We start from the raw sequence: 22,210 nt of genomic DNA on the forward strand, positions 1-22,210 counted from the left end.
TCATCGCCATGGCGTTCCTGATCGCCGGCAAACTTACCCACCTGCCGGGCAATCCTCTGCTAAAAGCAAGGGCCTGACCATGGACTCAGTGGGGAATGTTGTACGCCACCCGAAATAGAAGAGAACCAAAACACTCATATTGTGCCAAATCAGGCTCCGAATTCATCGCCCAGCTCGTGGGCCCGATGTTGCGCGGCGCGCATGGCGGCCTCGAAACTGGCCGCCACGCCCGCTGCCTCCATCGACTGCAGCGCCGCATAGGTGGTGCCGCCCTTGGAGGTGACACGCTGGCGCAGCACGGACGGCGGATCGTCCGAGCGTCGCGCCAGCTCGGACGCACCCACAAACGTACCCACGGCCAGCTGGTGCGCCTGCTGCTCGGTCAACCCCATGCCAGTGCCCGCACGCGTCATGGCTTCGAGGAAATAAAAGACATACGCAGGTCCCGAACCCGACAGTGCCGTGACCGCGTCCAGCTGCGGCTCGCTATCCACCCACAGAAACTCGCCCGTCGTGGCCATGATGGCCTCGATGCTTTGCCGCTCTGGCGCACTGACGGCGGGGCGGGCATACAGCGCGCTCATGCCCTTGCCCACCAGCGCGGGCGTGTTGGGCATGGTGCGCACTATGCGCTCGGTGCCCAGCCACTGGGCGATGCTGTCCGAGCGGATGCCTGCGGCCACGCTCAGGTGCAGTGCGCCCTGCGTGTGGGCTTTGGCCTGGGCGGCCGCGTCCCTGAAGGTCTGGGGCTTGACGGCCCACACCACGATCTGTGCCCGCTGCAGCGCTGGGCCGGCTTCGGCCTGGGCTTCGATGCCATAGTTCTTGCGCAGTGCCTCACGCGCCTCGGCCCAGGGCTCGACCACCTCGATCTGGCTGGCCGGGTGGCCCTGGTGGATCAGTCCGCCAATGATGGCGCTGGCCATGTTGCCGCCGCCGATGAAGGCGATGGTGGGGGGGAGAGGGGATGCGGCGGGTTGGCTCATGGGATGTGCAAGGTGGCAACAACAGGGGCCACGATGGTAGCGCCGTCGCGCCGGGGTGTTTCGGCGCGCTGCTTATTCACTCTGCTGTCGTTTGCCGCACGGCGTGTTCCCAGTTGGCCATCAGCTCCTGCGCGCGCGCATTGCTGAGCGTGGGCAAAAAACGCCGGTCCGCGCGCCACAGTTGCGAGAGTTCGTCGGTGCTGCGGTACACCCCGCTCGACAGTCCCGCCAGGTAGGCTGCGCCCAGCGCCGTGGTCTCAATGACGGCGGGGCGCACCACAGGAATGCCCAGCAGGTCGGCCTGGAACTGCATCAGCAGGTCATTGATGCAGGCGCCGCCGTCCACGCGCAACTCGCTCACTGGCGCGCCACCGGCGGCCACGGCATCGCGGCTCATGGCCAGCAGCAGGGCAGCGCTCTGGTAGGCAATGCTCTCCAGCGCCGCGCGCGCAATGTGGCCCAGCGTGGTGCCGCGCGTGAGGCCTGTGATGGTGCCGCGTGCATCGGGTTTCCAGTAGGGTGCGCCCAGGCCGGTGAAGGCGGGCACCATCATCACGCCGCCCGAATCGGGCACGCTTTCGGCCAGCGCCTGCACCTCGCTGCTCGAATCGATGGCGCGCAGCCCGTCGCGCAGCCACTGCACCACGGCGCCGCCGACGAAGACGGAGCCTTCCATCGCAAATTCGGGCTGCGCGGTGGTTTGTGCCGCACTGGTGGTCAGCAACCCGTTGTGGGATGTCTGGAACGTGCCGCCCGTGTGCATCAGCATGAAGCAGCCCGTGCCATAGGTGTTCTTGGCCATGCCCGCCGTGAAGCAGGCCTGGCCGAACAGCGCGCTCTGCTGGTCGCCCGCCACACCGCCAATGCGGATGGAGTGGCCCAGCAGATCGGGGGCGATGTCGCCAAAGTGGGCGCTCGAAGGCAGCACCTCGGGCAGCAATGCTTTGGGGATGCGCAGCAGCGCCAGCAGATCGTCGTCCCACTGGTTGGTGTGCACGTTGAACAGCATGGTGCGCGCGGCGTTGCTCACGTCCGTCACATGCACCTGGCCGTGGGTGAGTTTCCACATCAGCCAGCTGTCCACCGTGCCAAAGGCCAGCTCGCCGCGCTCGGCCGCGTTGCGCGCGCCGGAAACGTTGTCCAGCAGCCACTGCAGCTTGGTGCCCGAGAAGTAAGCGTCCACCAGCAACCCGGTTCTGGCCTGGATCAGGGCTGCGTGGCCTTGTGTGCGCAGCTGTGCGCAGGCGGGCTCGGCGCGCCGGTCTTGCCACACGATGGCGTGGTGCACGGGTTTGCCGGTCTTGCGGTTCCACAGCACCGTGGTTTCGCGCTGGTTGGTGATGCCCACGGCGCGGACGGCACTGGCGGAAATGCCCGCCTTGGTCAGCGCATCGCGTGCCGTGGCCAGCTGGGTGCGCCAGATTTCCAGCGGGTCGTGCTCCACCCAGCCGGGCTGGGGGTAGATCTGCGGCAGCTCCAGCTGGGCCTGCGCCACGATGTGGCCACGTTCATCAAAGATGATGCTGCGGGAGCTGGAGGTGCCTTGGTCGAGTGCGAGCAGGTAGGTCATGGCTGGCAAGGATAGCCGTGCGTGGCGTCGGGAGTGAATAACAGGGGCGCACGCATCCTGCTGCCGCCCATGGACAATCGGATCCATGACTACCGTTGCCGCTCCCCTCCCTACCCGCCGCAAAGATTTGCTGGCCCGTCTGGCTGAACCCCATTGTTTCGATCTGGCCGTCATTGGCGGTGGTGCCACCGGCCTGGGGGTGGCGCTGGATGCGGCGGCGCGGGGCTTCAGTGTGGTGCTGGTCGAATCGCACGACTTTGCCAAGGGAACCTCGTCACGCGCCACCAAGTTGGTGCACGGTGGCGTCCGCTATCTCGCCCAAGGAAACATTGCGTTGGTAAGAGAAGCTCTGCACGAGCGCACCACTCTCTTGCACAACGCGCCCCACCTGGCGCAGCCGCTTCCTTTTGTGATGCCCTCTTACCACTGGTGGGAAACGCCGTTTTATGGCGCCGGCCTGCTGATGTACGACGTGCTGGCTGGCAAGGCCGGGTTGGGTGCCACCCAGTTCCTCGGGCGCGAGCGCACCCTGCAGTGCCTGCCTACCGTCCGCACGGAGGGGCTTAAGGGGGGCGTCAAATACTGGGATGGGCAGTTTGACGATGCCCGGCTGGCATTGGCACTGGCGCGCACGGCGGCCAGCCACGGCGCCCTGCTGGTGAATTACTGCCCCGCGCGGGAGCTGATTCATGAGGGGGGGCGTGTGGCCGGGCTGGTGTGCGAAGACGTCGAAAGTGGCCGCAGGTTCAGGGTGCGCGCCCGCAGTGTGGTGAATGCCACCGGGGTCTGGGTGGATGACTTGAGACAGATGGATGGAGAAGCGATCGGGCGCCCCGTGAAGCCCATCGTGGCTCCCAGCCAGGGGGTGCACATTGTGGTGGACCGCGAATTTCTCCCCGCAGACCACGCCTTGATGGTGCCCAAGACCGCCGATGGCCGGGTCTTGTTTGCCGTGCCGTGGCTGGGCAAACTGATTTTGGGCACCACCGACAGCCCGCGCCAAGACGTTGTGCGAGAGCCCGAGCCTTTCCGTGAAGAGGTGGATTTCATCCTCCAGGAGTCCGCGCGGTTTCTGACCAGGGCGCCGAGAGCAGCAGATATCCGCAGTATCTGGGTGGGGCTGCGTCCGCTGGTCAAGCCGCAGGATGATGACGGCGACAACACCAAAAGTCTTAGTCGCGAGCACACGGTGCTGTCCAGCCGCAGTGGCCTGGTGACCGTGACGGGTGGCAAATGGACTACGTACCGCGCCATGGCGGAAGACGTGCTGCAAAAATGCTTCACCCTCGAACTGTTGCCGTCCCGGCCCGCGGGAATCACCAACAATCTGCCACTCGTGGGTGCCCCGGCGCAGCCGGTCACCCATCGCATCAGCGAGTTGCAGGGACTGCACTCCTACGGGAGCGAGGCCAGGTTTGTTGCCGATCTCCCCGGGAACAGCGAGTGCCTGAGCGAAGGGTTGACAGAGGCGATGGTGCGCTTTGCAGCTCGGTATGAGTACGCATCCACGGTGGAGGACATGCTGGCCCGCCGTTCGCGGCTGTTGTTTCTGGATGCCCGCAAAGCCATCGCATTGGCCCCTCGCATTGCGGCTTTGCTGCAGGATGAGCTGGGCGCTGACCCCCAGCTCGAAGCATTTCTGACGTTGGCGCAACAGTATTTGCACATTCCTGGCGAACAGGCGCTTGACTTCCCGGAATAGCTTTGCAATAATCAAAGGCTTCGCGTTTCCTACGTGAAGTTTCTGCCCAGCGGGAAGTGCTGCAAATGGTTTGCGGTGCGGACGACGGGCCCAAGACTGACTGGCTGATTTGCAGCCCTTGAGAAGTTCTCTGGGGCTGTTGTCTTCTGGTGCAAGTTGGGAATATTGAAATGATCCAGACAGAATCTCGGTTAGAGGTTGCCGACAATACCGGCGCTAAATCCGTCCTTTGCATCAAGGTGCTGGGTGGCTCGAAGCGTCGTTATGCAAGCGTTGGTGACATCATCAAAGTGAGCGTTAAAGAAGCTGCTCCGCGTGGTCGCGTCAAAAAAGGCGAGGTCTATAGCGCGGTGGTGGTGCGTACGGCGAAGGGTATTCGTCGTGGCGATGGTTCGCTCGTTAAATTCGATGGCAACGCTGCGGTGTTGCTGAATGCAAAGTTGGAGCCTATTGGCACCCGCATCTTTGGACCCGTGACGCGTGAGCTGCGTACCGAAAAGTTCATGAAGATCGTGTCCCTGGCTCCTGAAGTTCTCTAAGGACGCGCCATGAACAAGATTCGCAAGGGCGACGAAGTCATCGTGCTGACAGGGCGCGATAAGGGCAAGCGCGGCACAGTGTCGCTGCGCAAGGATGACTCGTATTTGGTCATCGACGGCATCAATCTCGTCAAGAAGCACGCCAAGCCAAATCCCATGAAGGGTTTGACGGGTGGCATCGTTGAGAAGTCCATGCCCATCCATCAGTCTAACGTGGCCATTTTTAATGCCGCTACCGGTAAGGCTGATCGCGTAGGCATCAAGGTGCAGGCTGACGGTGCACGCGTTCGCGTGTTCAAGTCCAGCGGCGCTGAAATCAAGGCGGCCTAAGGGGTAAACATGGCACGACTGCAAGAAATTTACCGCGACAAAGTCGCTCCCGAACTGATGAAGCAGTTTGGCTACACATCGCCGATGCAGGTTCCCCGGCTCACCAAGATCACGCTCAATATGGGTGTGAGCGAGGCGGTCTCTGACAAGAAGGTGATGGACAACGCTGTGGCAGACTTGACCAAAATCGCTGGTCAAAAACCCGTGGTGACCAAGGCCAAGAAGGCTATCGCTGGTTTCAAGATCCGCGAAGGCCAGGCCATTGGTTGCATGGTTACGCTGCGCGGCGTGCAGATGTATGAGTTCCTGGACCGTTTCGTGACCGTGGCGCTGCCTCGCGTTCGTGACTTCCGTGGTATCTCTGGTCGCGCCTTCGATGGCCGCGGCAACTACAACATCGGCGTTAAAGAGCAGATCATTTTCCCTGAAATTGAATACGACAAGGTTGATGCCTTGCGCGGTCTCAATATCAGCATCACCACGACGGCCAAGTCCGACGAAGAAGCCAAGGCGCTTCTCGCTGGTTTCCGTTTCCCGTTCAAGAACTGAGGCGAAGCATGGCTAAAGTAGCTTTGATCCAGCGCGAACTGAAGCGCGAAAAATTGGCAGCCAAGTACGCAACCAAGTATGCGGAACTGAAGGCGATTGCTGGCGATGCCAAGCGCAGCGATGAAGAGCGTGATGCAGCCCGTCTGGGCCTGCAAAAGCTCCCACGCAATGCAAACCCTACGCGTCAGCGTAACCGTTGCGCAATCACCGGTCGCCCACGTGGAACATTCCGTCAATTCGGTCTGGCCCGCGCCAAGATTCGCGAACTGGCTTTTGCAGGCGACATCCCCGGTGTCACCAAGGCCAGCTGGTAAGCAGGCAGGAGAGATACAACATGAGCATGAGTGATCCTATCGCTGACTTGCTGACCCGCATTCGTAACGCACAAATGGTCGCCAAGGCCACGGTGCTGGTGCCTTCTTCCAAAGTGAAGATTGCCATCGCCCAGGTGTTGAAGGACGAGGGTTATATCGACGGCTTCCAGGTGAAAACCGAAGCTGGCAAGTCCGAACTCGAAATCGCCCTGAAGTACTACGCAGGCCGTCCCGTGATTGAGCGCATTGAGCGCGTCAGCCGCCCCGGACTGCGTGTCTACAAAGGCCGTGATTCCATTCCACAAGTCATGAACGGTCTGGGTGTGGCAATCGTCACGACTCCCAAGGGCGTGATGACTGATCGCAAAGCGCGTGCTACCGGTGTCGGTGGTGAAGTGCTCTGCTACGTGGCCTAACCCGCGGCATTGAGGAGAAACTGAAATGTCCCGAGTAGGAAAAATGCCCGTGACCATCCCCGCAGGCGTGGATGTGTCCGTGAAAGATGACCAGATCTCTGTCAGGGGTTCTGGTGGTGCGCTTTCGCTTGCACAAAATGTGCTGGTGAAGGTGTCTAGCAATGACGGCAAGCTCAGCTTTGAGCCGGCTAACGAGTCCCGCGAAGCAAACGCTATGAGCGGCACGATTCGCCAGTTGGTCAACAACATGGTGGTCGGTGTTAGCAAGGGTTTCGAAAAGAAGCTGAGCCTGGTGGGCGTGGGCTACAAAGCTGCTGCTTCCGGTGCTCGCCTGAACCTGACGGTCGGTTATTCGCACCCTGTGAATTTTGACATGCCCGCCGGCATTACGGTTGCAACCCCCACGCCCACGGAAGTGGTCGTCAAGGGCGCAGACCGCCAGCGCGTAGGTCAGATTGCTGCCGAGATTCGTGCTGTTCGTCCACCTGAGCCCTATAAGGGCAAGGGTATCCGCTATGCGGACGAAAAGATCACGATCAAAGAGACCAAGAAGAAATAAGGAGCTGCAAAATGTTGACAAAGAAAGAGCAGCGTCTTCGTCGTTCGCGTCAAACACGCATCCGCATTGCACAGCAAGGCGTGGCGCGTTTGACCGTGAATCGTACGAACCTCCATATCTACGCCAGTGTGATTTCCGGCGACGGCAGCAAGGTGCTTGCAAGTGCGTCCACGGCCGAAGCCGATGTGCGCAAGTCGCTGGGCGGTTCGGGCAAGGGTGGCAATGCCGCTGCAGCCCAGGCTATTGGCAAGCGTATTGCTGAAAAAGCAAAGGCTGCTGGTGTCGAGAAGGTTGCATTTGATCGCGCAGGTTTTGCGTACCACGGACGCGTCAAGGCTTTGGCCGATGCAGCCCGTGAAGCAGGTCTGCAGTTCTAAGCGGAACGGAATTAAAAATGGCTAAATTTCAACCCAAGGTGCAGAGCGAAGGCCAGGACGACGGTCTGCGCGAAAAAATGATCGCGGTGAACCGCGTGACCAAAGTCGTGAAGGGTGGCCGTATTCTCGGTTTCGCTGCACTGACGGTGGTTGGCGACGGCGATGGCCGCGTGGGCATGGGCAAGGGCAAATCCAAGGAAGTGCCCGCAGCTGTGCAGAAGGCGATGGAAGAATGCCGTCGCAATCTGGTGAAGGTTGCGCTCAAGAGCGGCACCATTCACCACTCGGTGAAGGGCCATCACGGTGCAGCATCGGTGGAACTCCATCCGGCACCCAAGGGTACCGGCATCATCGCTGGCGGCCCTATGCGCGCTGTTTTTGAAGTTGTGGGCATCACCGACATCGTGGCCAAGAGCCATGGTTCATCGAACCCGTACAACATGGTCCGTGCAACGTTTGACGCGCTCGTCAATTCGACCACCCCGTCGAATGTGGCAGCCAAGCGCGGCAAGACAGTCGAAGATATCTTCGCCTGAACCGGAGCTTGAATATGACAACGCAACAAACCGTCAAGATTCAACTGGTGCGCAGCCCGATTGGCACCAAGGAATCGCACCGCGCCACTGTTCGTGGCCTGGGCCTGCGCAAGCTGAACAGTGTCAGCGAACTGCAGGACTCGCCTGAAGTGCGCGGCATGATTAACAAGATCAGCTATCTGGTCAAAATCCTCTGAGAGATAGATCATGGAACTCAATAGCATCAAGCCCGCAGACGGCGCCAAGCATGCCAAGCGCCGCGTAGGCCGTGGTATCGGCTCCGGTCTGGGCAAGACCGCTGGCCGTGGTCACAAGGGTCAAAAGTCGCGTTCGGGTGGTTACCACAAGGTGGGTTTCGAAGGCGGTCAAATGCCTTTGCAACGCCGTCTGCCAAAGCGCGGTTTCAAATCGCATCTGCTCAAGTTCAACGCAGAAGTGACACTGACTGCTCTAGACCAACTCGGCCTGGCCGAAGTGGACGTATTGGCTCTCAAGCAAGCTGGCCTCGTGGGCGAGCTGGCCAAGGTCGTCAAGGTCATCAAGAGTGGTGCTCTCACCAAGGCTGTAAAGCTGAACGGTGTGGGCGCAACGGCCGGTGCCAAGGCAGCTATCGAAGCTGCTGGCGGCAGCGTCGCCTGAGTGTGGCTCTGAAGGAAGACATCTGTGGCTACTAGCGCGGCTCAAATTGCAAAGACCGGTAAGTTCGGCGATCTGCGTCGTCGCTTGGTTTTTCTGTTGCTTGCGCTGGTCGTGTATCGCATAGGGGCTCATATCCCTGTGCCAGGTATCGATCCAGCTCAACTCCAGCAGCTGTTCAGTGGCCAGCAAGGCGGAATCCTGAACCTGTTCAACATGTTCTCGGGTGGCGCGCTTTCTCGCTTCACGGTCTTCGCTCTGGGGATCATGCCGTATATTTCGGCATCGATCATCATGCAGCTGATGACTTACGTGGTTCCCACGTTTGAGCAGCTGAAGAAGGAAGGCGAAGCCGGTCGCAGAAAGATCACTCAGTACACACGCTACGGCACATTGGGCTTGGCCCTTTTTCAGTCCCTGGGCATTGCTGTCGCGCTCGAAAGCTCGGCAGGTCTGGTGCTGAATCCGGGTTTCGGCTTCCGCATGACTGCGGTGGTCAGCCTGACGGCCGGCACTATGTTTCTGATGTGGCTGGGTGAGCAGATAACCGAGCGAGGACTGGGTAACGGGATTTCGATCCTGATCTTTGCAGGTATCGCTGCAGGGTTGCCGAGTTCGATCGGAGGTCTTCTGGAACTGGTTCGCACGGGTGCAATGAGCATTTTGGCGGCGATCTTCATTGTCATTGTTGTGGGTCTGGTGACTTACTTCGTGGTGTTTGTGGAGCGTGGTCAAAGAAAGATCTTGGTGAATTACGCTCGTCGGCAGGTTGGTAACAAGGTTTACGGCGGTCAGTCGTCGCACTTGCCCTTGAAGCTGAATATGGCCGGCGTGATACCTCCGATCTTTGCGTCCTCGATCATCTTGCTGCCGGCAACGGTGGTGAACTGGTTTAGTGCGGGTGAATCCATGCGCTGGTTGAAAGACATCTCGGGTGCATTGACTCCTGGTCAGCCCATTTATGTGATGTTTTATGCCACCGCGATCATCTTCTTCTGTTTCTTTTACACGGCACTCGTATTCAACAGCCGTGAAACTGCGGACAATTTGAAGAAGAGTGGTGCGTTCATTCCAGGCATTCGTCCGGGGGAGCAAACCGCCCGTTACATCGACAAGATTCTGGTTCGCCTGACTTTGGCGGGCGCTGTCTACATCACCTTCGTGTGTTTGCTGCCAGAGTTCCTGATCTTGAAGTACAACGTTCCGTTCTACTTCGGTGGAACATCACTGTTGATCATTGTGGTTGTAACCATGGACTTCATGTCCCAGGTTCAGAACTACATGATGTCGCAACAATATGAGTCGCTGCTCAAGAAGGCCAATTTCAAAGGCAACGCAGGCAGTTGATGATTAGGAAGGCAGCGTGCTTTCATGGCGACGCTGCCTGTAAAGAGCTGGATATCGGTAGAGTTGGCGCCCCACGATTTTTCGCGGGCACAAATTGTGTTCCGTGCAAAGCAGCCGGGACGGATGGAATAGTTTTAGGAGAATGCAATGAGAGTTTCGGCTTCGGTCAAAAAAATCTGCCGCAACTGCAAGATCATCCGCCGCAAGGGTGTGGTGCGCGTGATCTGCACGGATCTGCGTCACAAGCAGCGCCAAGGTTGATTGGAAAGTATTAGAGGACGCATATGGCACGTATCGCTGGCATTAACATTCCGCCGCACAAGCACACGGAAATCGGTCTGACCGCTATCTTTGGCATTGGACGCACCCGCGCTCGCAAAATTTGCGAAGCAACTGGTATCGCTTACAGCAAGAAGATCAAAGATCTTTCTGATAGCGATCTGGAAAAAATTCGCGAGCAAATTGAGCAGTTCACCATTGAAGGTGACCTGCGCCGTGAAACCACGATGAATATCAAGCGACTGATGGACATTGGTTGCTACCGTGGTTTTCGTCATCGCCGTGGCCTGCCAATGCGTGGCCAGCGTACCCGTACCAATGCTCGCACTCGCAAGGGTCCGCGCAAGGGCGCAGCGGCACTGAAGAAATAAAGATTGAAAGATCAATATGGCTAAATCACCTGCCAATAACGCAGCGCAGCGCGTACGCAAGAAAGTTCGCAAGAACGTGTCGGACGGCGTTGCACACGTGCACGCTTCGTTCAACAACACCATCATCACCATCACCGACCGCCAGGGCAATGCATTGTCGTGGGCATCGTCCGGTGGCCAGGGTTTCAAGGGCTCGCGCAAGTCCACCCCCTTCGCAGCCCAGGTGGCTTCGGAAGTGGCGGGTCGCGCAGCCATCGACCAGGGTATCAAGAACCTTGATGTTGAAATCAAGGGTCCCGGTCCAGGTCGTGAATCGTCGGTGCGCGCTCTGGGCGCACTGGGTATCCGTATCACGTCGATCTCTGATGTGACACCGGTGCCTCACAACGGTTGCCGCCCTCAAAAGCGTCGTCGTATCTAATCTCTCTAAGCCCACCGCCGCCTGAGAACGCGCAAGCGCCTCAGGCGGCTCCCGCAATTGTTTGCGGCAGATGACACAAAGGAAGCTCAAGTGGCACGTTACCTCGGCCCCAAGGCCAAACTCTCTCGCCGTGAAGGCACTGACCTGTTCCTCAAGAGCGCACGTCGCTCGATTGCGGACAAGTCCAAGTTCGACTCCAAGCCTGGTCAGCATGGCCGCACCTCTGGCGCTCGTACCTCTGACTACGGCCTGCAACTGCGTGAAAAGCAGAAGGTCAAGCGCATGTACGGCGTGTTGGAAAAGCAATTTCGCCGCTACTTCGAAGCCGCTGAAGGCCGCAAGGGTAATACCGGCGCCAACTTGCTGTTCCTGCTCGAATCGCGTCTCGATAACGTGGTCTATCGCATGGGCTTCGGTTCGACCCGCGCTGAAGCGCGTCAGCTGGTTTCCCACAAGGCGATCACGGTGAACGGCAAGTCGGTCAACATCGCTTCGTATCTGGTGAAGACAGGCGACGTGGTGGCAGTGCGTGAAAAGTCCAAGAAGCAAAACCGCATTGTTGAAGCCCTTCAGCTGGCGGCCCAGGTTGGCATGCCGGCATGGGTGGATGTCAATGCCGAAAAGGCTGAAGGTATCTTCAAGAAGGTGCCTGATCGTGATGAGTTTGGTGCCGACATCAACGAATCCCTGATCGTTGAGTTGTATTCGCGCTAATCGCCCGATACGTATTTTGAGAAACCGTCCCTGAACCGCGAGGCATCGCGGTTTAGGCGCTTCACCAGCCTTACCGGTGTAACGAGCTGGGGGTATTGAGAGGAAGTTGCATGCAAACCAATTTGCTGAAACCCAAGGCGATTAATGTCGAACAGCTTGGCCACAACCGTGCCAAGGTAGCGCTTGAGCCGTTCGAACGTGGCTATGGTCACACATTGGGCAACGCCATTCGGCGTGTCCTGCTCTCGTCCATGGTGGGTTACGCAGCGACGGAAGTCACTATCGCAGGCGTTCTGCATGAGTACTCGTCCATCGATGGTGTTCAAGAGGATGTGGTCAATATCCTGCTGAACCTCAAGGGTGTCGTGTTCAAACTGCACAACCGTGATGAAGTGACGCTGAGCCTGCGCAAAGACGGTGAAGGTGTTGTCACTGCACGTGATATCCAGACACCGCACGACGTGGAAATCGTCAACCCTGATCACGTGATCGCCACTCTGTCCGCAGGTGGCAAACTGGACATGCAGATCAAGGTCGAGAAGGGCCGCGGCTACGTGCCGGGCAATTTGCGTCGCTATGCCGACGAATCGACCAAGTCTATTGGCCGGATCGTTCTGGATGCGTCGTTCTCGCCCGTGAAGCGTGTCAGCTACACCGTAGAAAGCGCTCGTGTCGAGCAACGTACGGACCTGGACAAACTGGTTGTCGAGATCGAAACCAACGGTGCCATTACTGCCGAAGACGCAGTGCGCGCATCGGCCAAGATCTTGGTGGAGCAGCTGGCGGTATTCGCGCAGCTGGAAGGTGGTGAACTGGCTGCATTTGACGCACCTGCAGGCCCTCGCGGCAACGCAACGTTCGATCCTATCCTGTTGCGTCCTGTGGATGAGCTGGAGTTGACTGTTCGCTCTGCCAACTGCCTGAAGGCCGAGAACATTTACTACATCGGTGACCTGATCCAGCGTACCGAAAACGAGTTGCTCAAGACCCCCAATTTGGGTCGCAAGTCGCTCAACGAGATCAAGGAAGTGCTGGCGTCGCGCGGTCTTACGCTCGGTATGAAGCTTGAAAACTGGCCGCCTGCTGGTTTGGATAAGCGTTAAGTTATAATTTTCGATTCCCCTTGCTGGGAACAGTGCCTCGGGCAGTACCTGATACGGCTGCCTGATTTAATCAAGTAAAAGGAAAGCACCATGCGCCACGGACACGGCCTTCGTAAACTCAACCGCACCAGCTCGCACCGCCTTGCGATGCTTCAGAACATGATGAATTCGCTCATCGAACATGAAGCCATCAAGACGACCGTCCCCAAGGCCAAGGAATTGCGCCGGGTGATCGAGCCCATGATCACCCTGGCCAAGGTAGACTCTGTTGCCAACCGCCGTCTTGCATTCAATCGCCTGCGTGACCGTGACAGCGTTACCAAGTTGTTCAACGATCTGGGGCCCCGCTTCAATGCTCGTCCTGGCGGCTACACCCGTATCTTGAAGATGGGTTTTCGCGTGGGCGACAACGCACCTATGGCGTTGGTCGAATTGGTCGATCGTGCTGCTGAAACTGAAAATAATTCGGCAGCTGCTGAGTAATAGGGTATAATTTATCTCTTGCCGCGCGATGGAGCAGTCTGGTAGCTCGTTGGGCTCATAACCCAAAGGTCGGAGGTTCAAATCCTTCTCGCGCAACCAAAATAGGCGGTTTCCGCTATCAAAAAAGCCCACTTAACAGTGGGTTTTTTTGTTTATGGGCCAACAGTTGATGTTGTCTCCTGGTCGCAGAGGGGCGGGGACAGGGTAGATGGTCGCATGACCCACACCTCTGGTGTGATTTCCTCTTTGGAGCCACTTAAGTGCGGTATTCAGCCATTGCCTCATGTCAGCGTAGCAAGGCGGTTCTGCAAAAGATGTCGCTTTCTCGATTGGGGGACTCGTGACTCTTAACGCCTGTAACCTGATTGGGAGCTGGCACGGTCATTGGGTTACACGGGATGTATCTGCGTCATCGACTCAACAGTTCAAGTCTTGTTGTGCTTCTTCAGCAATGGGCTGGGTCCGAGGGCGAACAGGTGTCACAGCAGGATGTGGCAGAGCAGTTGGGCCTGTGGGTGGATGCGGTGGATGCCATCCATGTGAGCAGGGCATTGCACGCCATTGAGTCTTTGCCGGCCAAGGTGGCGCCGCTTGCGCAAGCCGGGGATGCGGACACGATGGACGCCGTCTTGCAGGCGGCAAAAGCCGATGTCATAGCGCTCATCACGGGCCATGGTGCTCCTTTGAAGCCGATGCGTGCACGTGTCGACCGCACGCCCATTGACAGTCCCGATTCCTGGAAGCGGGATGACTTCGCCGCACAAGTGCAGCGCTATCTCGGCATACAAAAATACATGGGCGCAAAACTGGGCGCCGTGCGGGCGCAGATGCGGCAGTGGCTGTCGACTGGAGCACGCAGCGTGCGGCAGCTCGCAATGCTGGATTCCGTCATGGAGCAGATGTTTCACGCGCGGGAGCAGCGGGCGTGGGCCATGTTGTCGGGCTATGTGGAGCGTCGTCTGTTGTATCGGCACAAAGAGCACCAAAAGATGCTGCAAACCACCGGCCGGGCCGATGACCCACAGCGCTGGCGACAGTCCGGTGGGTGGCTGTGGGCCTTTGAGCAGGATCTACAGGCGTTGCTACTCGCCGAAATGCAGGCGCGCCTTCAGCCGATTTACGGGTTGTTGGAGGCCGCACGCAACGACAAAACAGGACAACAGGAATGAACAAGATCGTGATGGCCTCCCTATTTGCGGCGGGCCTTGCTGTAGTGGCCTGGGTGGGCTGGGGGTTCGTGGGGTCTAGCTCTCTGGCGCTGGTGATGACGGTGGTGATTGGCGGCGTTTACGTACTGGGTGCATATGAGCTGGTGCAATTCCGGGCCGCCACCGCGTCCCTTACCACTGCGCTGGCTGTTAACCCCGCAGAGCCGTTGGCGGACCTGGACGGCTGGCTGGTCCGCCTTGTTCCTTCACTGCGCAGCCCAGTGCGTCAGCGCATAGAGGGCGAGCGTGTAGCCTTGCCCGGCCCAGCCCTCACACCCTATCTGGTAGGCCTGCTGGTCATGCTCGGCATGCTGGGCACGTTCCTGGGAATGGTGATCACATTCAAGGGTGCCATGTTTGCGCTGGAGACCTCGTCCAGCCTCGAGTCGATTCGCTCTGCGCTGGCGGCTCCGATCCAGGGCCTTGGTCTTTCCTTTGGCACCTCCATCGCTGGGGTCGCTGCATCGGCCATCCTGGGCCTCTTGTCCGCCATGAGCCGTCGTGAGCGATTGGAGGCCGCGCGCCTGCTCGACGCGCGTGTTCCTGCACTGTTCCGGCCATTCTCGGCAGCCCATCGGCGTGATGAAATGCTTCTTGCATTCAAGACGCAGGCGCAGGCCATGCCGCTGATTGCTGAGCGCCTGCAAGACCTGATGCAAGGGCTGGAGCGTCGCAATGACCAGCTCAACCAGCATTTGCTGGCCCAACAGCAGGAGTTTCACCGCGAGGCCGCTTCGGCCTACACGCAGCTGGCTAGCTCTGTGGGGGCATCCTTGCAAGAGAGCCTTGAAACCAATGCCCTCCGCGCCGGGGATGCGATCCGTCAGGTGGTCGAGCAGGCGATGGCCGCCATGACCCAGGAGGCCCAGCACTCGCACGAGCGCCTGCGCGAGACCACCGATGTGCAGTTGCAGGCGCTCACTGCGCAATGGGAGGGTACGGCCCACCGGGTGGCCGACACATGGACCACAGCCTTGCACAGTTACACACGAACCCAGGGCGGCTTGGTGGAGCAGCTGGGCGGCGCATTGCAGTCGGTAACGCAAGCGTTTGATGAGCGCTCCAACTTCCTGGTGGCGTCGCTGCGTGAACTGGGTGTGCAATCGCACGCGACTCAGCTGGCCTTTGATCAGCAGCGCCTGGACGGCTGGAGCCGTTCCATGGAAACGATGGCCAGCGTGGTCAGCGCCGAATGGCAGCGCGCAGGGGCCCAGACGGCGGCGCAGCAACAGGGCGTATGCCAGGCCCTGGAGGCCACGACAGCGCAGATCACCGAGCGAATGACTGAGCAGGTGACCCGCGCGATCGGCGGTGCGGCTGCTTTGATGGACCAATCGGATGCGCTCCTGCGCACCCGCATCGAGACCGAGGCCCAGTGGGTGCATACCCAGGGCCAGCGCATGGATGAGCTGACTGCCGTGTGGCGCACCGAGCTGAATTCACTGCGCGATGCAGAGGCCGTGCGCGGGCAGGCAGCGGTGGATCGGCTCGACACGCTGCAGGCTGCCGTGGCGCAGCATCTGGCAATGCTGGGCTCGGCCCTGGAGGCGCCCCTCACACGCCTGCTGAAGACGGCCGCAGATGTGCCGCAGGCCGCGGCGGTGGTCATCACGCAGCTGCGCGAGGAAATGACCCGCCTGAGCGAGCGTGACAACGTTGCCCTGGTAGAACGCACGGCCATGATGGCGCAGCTGGGAACCCTGCTGAACTCGGTGAGCGAAGCCGCGATACAACAGCGTGCAGCCGTCGAGACACTGGCAGGGTCCGCAGTCCAGGCGCTCGAACATGCGGGTCAGCAGTTTGGGCGGGTACTCCGGGAGCAGGCGGGCACAGTGGGCGACGTGGCCGTACATGTGGCGGCCAGTGCGGTGGAATTGGCCAGCCTGGGAGAATCGTTCAGCCGTGGCGTTGACTTGTTCAGTGGCAGCAATGAAAAGCTCATGGAGAGCATGCAGAGCATTGAGCAGGCGATCGGGCAGTCCATGAGCCGCAGCGACGAACAGCTGGCCTACTACGTGGCACAGGCCCGTGAGGTCATCGACCTGAGCATCAGCGCGCAGCAGGGCATTGTGGAAGACCTGCGCAGGCTCCACGGTAGTGAAGGCAGTGTGGGGCGGCCTGCCATGGCGTCTTTGGGAGGCGATGCGTGACCGGCCTGGATGAAGCATTCGACGATGACACGGCGCATACCGCACCGATATGGGCTGTTTTTGGCGACCTCATGGCGGGTCTGCTCGGCGCGTTTGTGTTGATCCTTGTCGGCGTACTCGTGGTGCAGATTGATCTGGTGGCAAGCCTTAAGCAGGAGGTGGAAAAGCGCCAGATCGAAGAGCAGCGCCGCATGGCGCTGGAGAAGGCTCTTGCCATTCCGCTGGCCAGCGGTCGGGTCACGGTAAACAACGGCCGCATAGGCATCAGCGGCAGCGTGCTGTTTGCGGCAGGCTCTGACGAGCTGCGTCCAGAAGGCCGCCAGCTCCTTAAAAGTCTGGTGCAGCCGCTGCAGGTGTATCTTCGCGAACGCGATGAAATGCTGATGGTGAGTGGCTTTACCGACAACACCACGTTGCTGCGTGTCCCCCACCAGCGCTTTGCCGACAACCTGGAGCTGTCGGCCCAGCGGGCGCTCACTGTGGCACGCGCCCTGATCGACGAGGGGATGCCATCTTCGCAGGTGTTTGCTGCCGCCTTCGGTGCCGAGCAACCCGTTGCCGACAACGCGGATGAAAAGGGCCGCGCGCAGAACCGCCGCGTGGAAATGGCCCCGGTGCCCAGGGCCACCAACGCAAAAACCATCGCCCATGAGTGAGCCAAGTGAGCCCACCCTGGAGTCCTTGCGGGCAGAGGGCGCACATCACTACGACCCCGCGCGGTTTCATTACCTGGAGGTGCTGGCCCGGCGCTTGCCGGGCCAGCACGCGGCGGTGCAGCAGGTGCTGGCGAGCCGGTTGCGCGAGGCCGTTGCAGCCTATGCCGGGCGCAGGTCGTTGATCGTTGGGGAAATCCCGTGCCTCCCAAAGTCCGCAGCGCCCGCCCCAGGCGCTGCTCTGGCGCAACTGAACCGCGAGCTGAATGCCCGCGCACGAGCAGATGCAGGCACCGAACTCGCTAGCGAAGGCGCCTGCCTGTCGGACCTGAGGAGCGTGCGCCAGTTCACTGAGGTCTGGTCAAAAATTTCTGCAGAGCAACAGGTGGTACAGGCGCTGCACCGCGGGCCTGAGAATGCCGGGCCACTCAACTCGCACAGGCTCATGCTGCGCTCACTCAGCCTGATGCAGTCCCTGTCGCCCGACTACCTGCGCCGTTTTCTGTCGCAGATGGATTCCTTGCTGTGGCTGGAGCAGGCAAGCGCCAAGGCCAACAGCTCCACGGCCAAGCCGGTGCGCAAGAGTCGGTCGAAGCAATAGGTTTTCGGCGTTTTGTGGCAAGGCAAGGTCACGGACCTGCGTGTTTGGTCATGCTGCCGCGCGCTCCGTTTCTTCAGCCAAGGTTGGGCAGCGAACCCGCCTTGCGCACTGGTACCCGGGCGCCATCACCAAGTTGGCAGTTCGGTGGCCGCAGCTTTTTAACGCACCGAACGCCGCGCCCACAGGGTCGCACTGTTCATGCCGTTTTTGGGCAGCGCGCTTACAGCGCAAACAGCTTTGCCCTGGCGGCCCGGGTGATGGCGGAAACACAGGGGTGGGTGATGCGGCGCTCGACAGAGATGGCGAAGAACTCCTCCACCAGCTCGGATGTCTTGCCCACGATCTCCACGCCGAACTGCGCCATGGTTTCGTCCTCCAGAACGCTGGGAGAGGTGAAAACGCCTCGACCCTCCCGACCAAAGGCATTCATGAGGGCGCTGTCGTCGAACTCTCCGACGATGAGCGGCTGGAGCTGGTATTTGTTGAACCAGTGATCGAGTTGCTGGCGCACGGAAGACGTGGGGACCTGGATCAGCATGGGTGCACGATGAAGGCATTGCGGGAAGGGGCCGTGGAGTTGCCGCGCGAGTGAAGGGGCGCAGAAGAAGCTCATGGCGCTGGTCCCAAGGGCATGGTTGAAGGCCTTGACACCCACCTTCCGGGATACAGGCTCGTCTGCAATCACCAGATCCAGGCGGTGCAGGGTGAGCTGGGCCAACAGCTCCGGGAATTTTCCTTCGTGGCAAATCATGTGCACGCGATCCACCAGGCCCAGCGCCGGTTCCAGCAAGTGATAGGCCACCGGCTTGGCCACCGAATCGGCGATGCCCACGCGAAACTCCAGCGTCTTTGCCTGGTCGCGCGACAGGCGGACGGATTTTTCCAGCTCGTCACCCAGCGCAAAAATCTGCTCGGCGTAGCCCAGTGCAACCCGCCCTTCGCTGGTCAGCTCCAGCCCTCTGCCGCGCTTTCGAAAAAGGTCGTGACCGAGCCACTGCTCCAGCTGCTTGATTTGCCCTGACAGCGTCTGGGGCGTGGTGTGCAGTTGCTCGCCGGCGCGCACCACGCCGCCAGCCTTGGCAACTGTCCAGAAGTATTTGAGATGCTTGAAGTTCATGATGAAACACCATAGTTCGAAAAAACCGCACTATTTTTCTCGATAAAACGAATATACGCGAAGTGTTTTAGCCGCTATATTGTTTTCATGGACCGAGCCGGAAGGGGTTTCCCGGGGCTCGGAGGTTTCAATGTTCACAAGGAGTGAAGATGCGAATTACCACCAGAGGCCAACTTGCCGTGTCTGCGATGACCGACCTGGCAATGCGACAGAACACCGGGCCCGTTGCGCTCTCCACGATCAGTGCGCGCCAGGGGACATCGCTGTCTTATCTGGAGCAGCTTTTTAGCGCCCTCAAACGGGCCGGGCTGGTTGACAGCACACGCGGGCCTGGAGGCGGCTATGCCCTGGCCCACAAGCCCGAGCAGGTGTCGGTTGCCGACATCGTGGTGGCGGTAGAGAACCACAAGCCAGGTGAGGAGGCTGCGCCAGCCTCTAACGGGTCGTCGCAAATGGTGACCATGACCGGCTCGCTCTTCACGGCGTTCAATGCACGGGTTCTGGAATACCTCCAGTCTGTCACGCTGCGCGATCTGGTGGCCGAGCAACAGGCGCGTGGCGTACGGGTCGAGTCACCGGTGGTGGCCCGTGCAAAACTGGCGCGCCGTCCCGCACCGCTGATGGCCCGTGCCGGAGTGCCCAATTCGGTCTTCGCGCTGGGTGCTCTCCCGGTCCTTGCCCGCAAATAAGCGTGCGCGGCGATTCGGTCGCCGCATTCACGCGGGATGCTCTGGGCGTGCAGTCCCCAAGGACGCGGGATTTACAGCTGATGCGCCAGTTGCTTGATTCCGCGGATCAGCATCTCCACCGAGATGGCCACCAGGATCAGCCCCATCAGGCGTTCAAACGCCATCACCACGCGTTCGCCCACCAGGCGCTGTATGCGCTCGGCCAGTAGCAGCACCACCGCGCACACCGCCATGGTCACGCACAGGGCGGCCACCCATTCCATCTTTCGCTCGGGCGCCTGGGCCACCAGCAGCATCACGGTGGCCATGGCGGAGGGGCCTGCGAGCGCAGGGATGGCCAAGGGCACGATCAGCGGCTCGCCTGGCAGGTCGGTTGGAGGTCCGGCGTCGGGCGGGAAGATCATGCGCAGCGCGATCAGGAAAAGCACCACTGCCCCGGCGATCTGCAGCGACAGATCACTCAGGTTCATCACCCGCAGGAACTGCGCGCCAAAGAATAAAAACACCAGCAGCAGTGCAAACGCTATCAGCACCTCGCGCAGGATCACCCGCGCCCGGCGTTCGGGTGCCACCCCGCGCAGCGCGTTGGCAAAAATGGGAATGTTGCCCAGCGGATCGGTGATCAGCAGCAGCAAGATCGTGGCGGACGCGAAGGTGTAGCTCATGTCGCGTACACCCCGTCCAGTGTACGAAAGCCCTTGATTTCCATCGGGTTGCCGCTCGGGTCGTGAAAGAACATCGTCCACTGCTCGCCGGGCTGGCCCTCAAAGCGCACCTGGGGTTCCAGCACAAAGGCCGTGTTGGCAGCACGCAGGCGCGCAGCCAGTGCATGCCAGTCGGGCAACTCCAAAATAGCGCCAAAGTGGGGCATGGGCACCAGGTGGTCGCCGACATGGCCGGTGCGGGCGGTGGCGAATGGTGTGCCCAGATGCAGTGCGATCTGGTGACCGAAGAAGTCAAAGTCCACCCAGGTGTTGGTGCTTCGGCCTTCCTGGCAACCCAGCACGCCGCCATAGAAGCGTCGCGCCGCATCCAGGTCGGTGACATGAAAGGCGAAATGAAAAAGGCTGCGCATCCTGCAAAGGATAGCAGCCAAGGCACCGGCCTGGCGGGGCCGATCAGGCCCGCCAGGCTGGCCGGGTTCAGGCCATCGACGGGTCGGACGCCATGTTGTCAAACTTCTTGAAGTACTGGCGCGCCATGGCCACCAGCTGAGCGTCCGAGGGATGGTCTGCCGCGACCGAGTCCACCACCGCGCCGGCCACTGCAGCGTTGTGCTTGGCGCACCAGTCGCGGAACTGGTTGCGCGCGAGGCCGGGGCCTGCCAGCAGCACTTCATGCGTGTTCGACAGGGCCTGGGCGATGTCGGCAAAGAACAGGCTGAGGTCTTCTGTCTTGCCCTGGTGCTTGTGGTGGCTGCGGGATTTGATGCGCTGTGCCTCGGTGTGTTCGCGGTCGAACATCACCACATGGGCTTCGGAGTGGTCCATCCAGACAACGGCGTGAAAAGTGCTCATGAAAATGCTTTCTTGAAGTAAAGAAGTGGAGAAAAAAAAGGATTGCTCAGGCTGCCCGGCGGTGCTGCTCGGCCTTTTCCTGGCAGTGCACGCAGCGCGCGGCCTCGGGTGTGGCGTGCAGGCGGGCTGCGGTGATATGGGTACCGCAATCGGTGCACTCGCCATAGGTGCCGGCCTCGATGCGTGTGAGGGCCGCAACCACGGCGGCCAGGTGGGCGGTTTCGCGCTCGTCCAGCGCAAATTCCAGCTCTCGTTCAGTGGCCAACTGGGCACGCGGATCTTCTGGCTGCCCAAAATGGTCCGCTGCTGCCTCGGCCCGGCCGATGACGCCCCCCCGTTGCTCTGCCAACTGGGCCAAAAGCGCGGATTGCTGCGCAAGCAGTTGCTGGCGGAAGGGAGCGGCGAGATGGGGGTCCATGCGAGGGTTCCTTGGGAATGGTCTAACACCTCCATGGTGCGCCCGAGGTACCCACCATGCGTTGACAAGGGTCAAGAAGAGGCTGCACAGCCCGTGCGGGGAGCCCGGCATGGCACGGAGGAAACCGATGCATCTGCAGCTTCTGGCGGCTGCTGCGGCCGGATTTCCCCCTTTCTTTCCAGCGCGTGCTCAGCGCTTGGGTTGGCGGGCCAGCATTTCGGCGGTGCTGGTTTTGCGGTCGGCGTTCACGCGCTGCACATGGGGGCGTTCGGCCATGCGCGCGAGGTAGTCGCGCACCGGCAGGTCGGCCAGGTAGTCGCGGCCATAGATGATCTTGGTGGCTGCGCTGATAAGCGGCAGATGCACGATGGCGGCGCAGTCGGCCAGCGTGAAGCTGTCGCCCGCCACAAAGGGACTGAACTTTGCCAGCTGGCCGAAGGCGGCAATGTTTTTCTCCAGTTGCGCGCCCACTTTCTCGCGGGCCGACTCGCTGACGGTACCGCCAAAGAAGGCTTGTGGGTAGAGGTTGCGCGCCACCAGTTCCAGGTGCAGCTCCATGAAGGTGATCAGCTCACGCACCTTGGCGGCGGCAAACGGGTCGGCAGGCAGCAGGGCGGGCTGGGGG

The 22,210-nt window shown here is 60.4% G+C and carries 31 protein-coding genes and 1 tRNA gene; 24 read left to right on the forward strand and 8 right to left on the reverse strand.

Going from position 1 to position 22,210, the window contains the following annotated elements:
- Nucleotides 1-149: 149 nt before the first annotated feature.
- Together proC and glpK are read right to left on the reverse strand one after the other, a co-directional pair.
- Nucleotides 150-986 carry a pyrroline-5-carboxylate reductase gene (gene proC / locus DTW89_RS14135; RefSeq protein ID WP_114656426.1) on the reverse strand — a complete coding sequence of 279 codons (837 nt, stop codon included), beginning with the start codon at nucleotides 984-986 and terminating at the stop codon, nucleotides 150-152.
- Nucleotides 987-1,062: 76 nt separating this feature from the next.
- Nucleotides 1,063-2,556, reverse strand: a complete 1,494-nt coding sequence (gene glpK, locus DTW89_RS14140) for a glycerol kinase GlpK (RefSeq protein ID WP_114656427.1) — start codon at nucleotides 2,554-2,556, stop codon at nucleotides 1,063-1,065.
- Between the two features lie 85 nt (nucleotides 2,557-2,641).
- Here glpK and DTW89_RS14145 point away from each other — a divergent pair, with 85 nt between their 5' ends.
- The 23 genes from DTW89_RS14145 (at nucleotide 2,642) to DTW89_RS14255 (ending at nucleotide 17,844) form a co-directional block, all read left to right on the forward strand.
- Nucleotides 2,642-4,258 (forward strand): glycerol-3-phosphate dehydrogenase/oxidase, encoded by a 1,617-nt coding sequence (locus DTW89_RS14145; protein ID WP_114656428.1) that lies wholly within the window; start codon nucleotides 2,642-2,644, stop codon nucleotides 4,256-4,258.
- A gap of 170 nt (nucleotides 4,259-4,428) precedes the next feature.
- Nucleotides 4,429-4,797, forward strand: a complete 369-nt coding sequence (gene rplN, locus DTW89_RS14150; protein WP_024813852.1) for a 50S ribosomal protein L14 — start codon at nucleotides 4,429-4,431, stop codon at nucleotides 4,795-4,797.
- Between the two features lie 9 nt (nucleotides 4,798-4,806).
- Entirely contained in the window at nucleotides 4,807-5,127 is a 321-nt protein-coding gene (gene rplX, locus DTW89_RS14155; protein ID WP_024813853.1) for a 50S ribosomal protein L24, read from the forward strand.
- A gap of 9 nt (nucleotides 5,128-5,136) precedes the next feature.
- Nucleotides 5,137-5,676 carry a 50S ribosomal protein L5 gene (gene rplE, locus DTW89_RS14160; protein ID WP_024813854.1) on the forward strand — a complete coding sequence of 180 codons (540 nt, stop codon included), beginning with the start codon at nucleotides 5,137-5,139 and terminating at the stop codon, nucleotides 5,674-5,676.
- An 8-nt stretch (nucleotides 5,677-5,684) separates the two neighbouring features.
- Nucleotides 5,685-5,990, forward strand: a complete 306-nt coding sequence (gene rpsN / locus DTW89_RS14165) for a 30S ribosomal protein S14 (protein ID WP_024813855.1) — start codon at nucleotides 5,685-5,687, stop codon at nucleotides 5,988-5,990.
- 20 nt (nucleotides 5,991-6,010) lie between these two features.
- Entirely contained in the window at nucleotides 6,011-6,406 is a 396-nt protein-coding gene (rpsH, locus tag DTW89_RS14170; protein ID WP_008906523.1) for a 30S ribosomal protein S8, read from the forward strand.
- A gap of 25 nt (nucleotides 6,407-6,431) precedes the next feature.
- Nucleotides 6,432-6,965: a 50S ribosomal protein L6 gene (gene rplF, locus DTW89_RS14175; RefSeq protein WP_114656429.1), complete on the forward strand. Its 534-nt coding sequence runs from the start codon at nucleotides 6,432-6,434 to the stop codon at nucleotides 6,963-6,965.
- An 11-nt stretch (nucleotides 6,966-6,976) separates the two neighbouring features.
- Nucleotides 6,977-7,342 (forward strand): 50S ribosomal protein L18, encoded by a 366-nt coding sequence (gene rplR / locus DTW89_RS14180; RefSeq protein WP_035240896.1) that lies wholly within the window; start codon nucleotides 6,977-6,979, stop codon nucleotides 7,340-7,342.
- Nucleotides 7,343-7,359: 17 nt separating this feature from the next.
- The gene (gene rpsE, locus DTW89_RS14185; protein WP_035240898.1) at nucleotides 7,360-7,878 is read left to right on the forward strand and encodes a 30S ribosomal protein S5; all 519 of its coding nucleotides are present in this window, start codon (nucleotides 7,360-7,362) and stop codon (nucleotides 7,876-7,878) included.
- 14 nt (nucleotides 7,879-7,892) lie between these two features.
- Nucleotides 7,893-8,075 (forward strand): 50S ribosomal protein L30, encoded by a 183-nt coding sequence (gene rpmD, locus DTW89_RS14190; RefSeq protein ID WP_111867256.1) that lies wholly within the window; start codon nucleotides 7,893-7,895, stop codon nucleotides 8,073-8,075.
- 10 nt (nucleotides 8,076-8,085) lie between these two features.
- Entirely contained in the window at nucleotides 8,086-8,517 is a 432-nt protein-coding gene (rplO, locus tag DTW89_RS14195) for a 50S ribosomal protein L15 (protein ID WP_024813859.1), read from the forward strand.
- Between the two features lie 24 nt (nucleotides 8,518-8,541).
- A complete protein-coding gene (secY, locus tag DTW89_RS14200) occupies nucleotides 8,542-9,861 on the forward strand; it encodes a preprotein translocase subunit SecY (RefSeq protein ID WP_024813860.1) in 1,320 nt (439 codons plus the stop codon).
- 147 nt (nucleotides 9,862-10,008) lie between these two features.
- Nucleotides 10,009-10,122, forward strand: a complete 114-nt coding sequence (gene rpmJ / locus DTW89_RS14205) for a 50S ribosomal protein L36 (protein ID WP_005793651.1) — start codon at nucleotides 10,009-10,011, stop codon at nucleotides 10,120-10,122.
- A gap of 23 nt (nucleotides 10,123-10,145) precedes the next feature.
- Complete coding sequence (gene rpsM / locus DTW89_RS14210) at nucleotides 10,146-10,511, forward strand: 30S ribosomal protein S13 (RefSeq protein ID WP_024813861.1); 366 nt, start codon at nucleotides 10,146-10,148, stop codon at nucleotides 10,509-10,511.
- Between the two features lie 16 nt (nucleotides 10,512-10,527).
- Nucleotides 10,528-10,932 (forward strand): 30S ribosomal protein S11, encoded by a 405-nt coding sequence (gene rpsK, locus DTW89_RS14215; RefSeq protein WP_024813862.1) that lies wholly within the window; start codon nucleotides 10,528-10,530, stop codon nucleotides 10,930-10,932.
- A 90-nt stretch (nucleotides 10,933-11,022) separates the two neighbouring features.
- Complete coding sequence (gene rpsD / locus DTW89_RS14220; protein ID WP_024813863.1) at nucleotides 11,023-11,646, forward strand: 30S ribosomal protein S4; 624 nt, start codon at nucleotides 11,023-11,025, stop codon at nucleotides 11,644-11,646.
- A 110-nt stretch (nucleotides 11,647-11,756) separates the two neighbouring features.
- Nucleotides 11,757-12,749, forward strand: a complete 993-nt coding sequence (locus DTW89_RS14225) for a DNA-directed RNA polymerase subunit alpha (RefSeq protein ID WP_007861735.1) — start codon at nucleotides 11,757-11,759, stop codon at nucleotides 12,747-12,749.
- A 90-nt stretch (nucleotides 12,750-12,839) separates the two neighbouring features.
- Nucleotides 12,840-13,232 carry a 50S ribosomal protein L17 gene (rplQ, locus tag DTW89_RS14230; RefSeq protein ID WP_114656430.1) on the forward strand — a complete coding sequence of 131 codons (393 nt, stop codon included), beginning with the start codon at nucleotides 12,840-12,842 and terminating at the stop codon, nucleotides 13,230-13,232.
- Between the two features lie 22 nt (nucleotides 13,233-13,254).
- Nucleotides 13,255-13,331: transfer RNA gene (locus tag DTW89_RS14235), tRNA-Met, on the forward strand.
- Between the two features lie 266 nt (nucleotides 13,332-13,597).
- Nucleotides 13,598-14,401 carry a DUF3348 family protein gene (locus tag DTW89_RS14240; protein WP_236637150.1) on the forward strand — a complete coding sequence of 268 codons (804 nt, stop codon included), beginning with the start codon at nucleotides 13,598-13,600 and terminating at the stop codon, nucleotides 14,399-14,401.
- Nucleotides 14,398-16,590 carry a DUF802 domain-containing protein gene (locus tag DTW89_RS14245; protein ID WP_114656432.1) on the forward strand — a complete coding sequence of 731 codons (2,193 nt, stop codon included), beginning with the start codon at nucleotides 14,398-14,400 and terminating at the stop codon, nucleotides 16,588-16,590. The genes DTW89_RS14240 and DTW89_RS14245 overlap by 4 nt, the downstream gene beginning before the upstream one ends.
- Nucleotides 16,587-17,246: an OmpA family protein gene (locus DTW89_RS14250; protein WP_024813867.1), complete on the forward strand. Its 660-nt coding sequence runs from the start codon at nucleotides 16,587-16,589 to the stop codon at nucleotides 17,244-17,246. Before DTW89_RS14245 ends, DTW89_RS14250 begins: the two co-directional genes overlap by 4 nt.
- Nucleotides 17,239-17,844, forward strand: a complete 606-nt coding sequence (locus tag DTW89_RS14255) for a DUF2894 domain-containing protein (RefSeq protein ID WP_114656433.1) — start codon at nucleotides 17,239-17,241, stop codon at nucleotides 17,842-17,844. Before DTW89_RS14250 ends, DTW89_RS14255 begins: the two co-directional genes overlap by 8 nt.
- 220 nt (nucleotides 17,845-18,064) lie before the next feature.
- On the opposite strand, the gene nhaR is transcribed toward DTW89_RS14255, so the two are convergent.
- Nucleotides 18,065-18,961, reverse strand: a complete 897-nt coding sequence (nhaR, locus tag DTW89_RS14260; RefSeq protein WP_114656434.1) for a transcriptional activator NhaR — start codon at nucleotides 18,959-18,961, stop codon at nucleotides 18,065-18,067.
- Nucleotides 18,962-19,110: 149 nt separating this feature from the next.
- Here nhaR and DTW89_RS14265 point away from each other — a divergent pair, with 149 nt between their 5' ends.
- The gene (locus tag DTW89_RS14265; protein ID WP_114656435.1) at nucleotides 19,111-19,650 is read left to right on the forward strand and encodes an Rrf2 family transcriptional regulator; all 540 of its coding nucleotides are present in this window, start codon (nucleotides 19,111-19,113) and stop codon (nucleotides 19,648-19,650) included.
- A 71-nt stretch (nucleotides 19,651-19,721) separates the two neighbouring features.
- Here the strand turns inward: DTW89_RS14265 and DTW89_RS14270 are convergent, their stop codons facing one another.
- From DTW89_RS14270 to DTW89_RS14290, 5 genes are all read right to left on the reverse strand, one after another.
- Nucleotides 19,722-20,315: a MarC family protein gene (locus DTW89_RS14270; RefSeq protein ID WP_024813871.1), complete on the reverse strand. Its 594-nt coding sequence runs from the start codon at nucleotides 20,313-20,315 to the stop codon at nucleotides 19,722-19,724.
- A complete protein-coding gene (locus DTW89_RS14275; protein WP_114656436.1) occupies nucleotides 20,312-20,725 on the reverse strand; it encodes a VOC family protein in 414 nt (137 codons plus the stop codon). The genes DTW89_RS14270 and DTW89_RS14275 overlap by 4 nt, the downstream gene beginning before the upstream one ends.
- Before the next feature lie 67 nt (nucleotides 20,726-20,792).
- A complete protein-coding gene (locus DTW89_RS14280; protein ID WP_024813873.1) occupies nucleotides 20,793-21,167 on the reverse strand; it encodes a hypothetical protein in 375 nt (124 codons plus the stop codon).
- Between the two features lie 46 nt (nucleotides 21,168-21,213).
- On the reverse strand, nucleotides 21,214-21,585 hold the full coding sequence (locus DTW89_RS14285) for a TraR/DksA family transcriptional regulator (RefSeq protein WP_024813874.1): 372 nt from the start codon (nucleotides 21,583-21,585) through the stop codon (nucleotides 21,214-21,216).
- A 189-nt stretch (nucleotides 21,586-21,774) separates the two neighbouring features.
- A partial coding sequence (locus DTW89_RS14290; RefSeq protein ID WP_114656437.1) for a glutathione S-transferase C-terminal domain-containing protein occupies nucleotides 21,775-22,210 on the reverse strand: 436 nt, incomplete at its 5' end.

Source organism: Acidovorax sp. BoFeN1 (assembly GCF_003345135.1).
Taxonomy (GTDB): Bacteria; Pseudomonadota; Gammaproteobacteria; order Burkholderiales; family Burkholderiaceae_C; genus Acidovorax; species Acidovorax defluvii.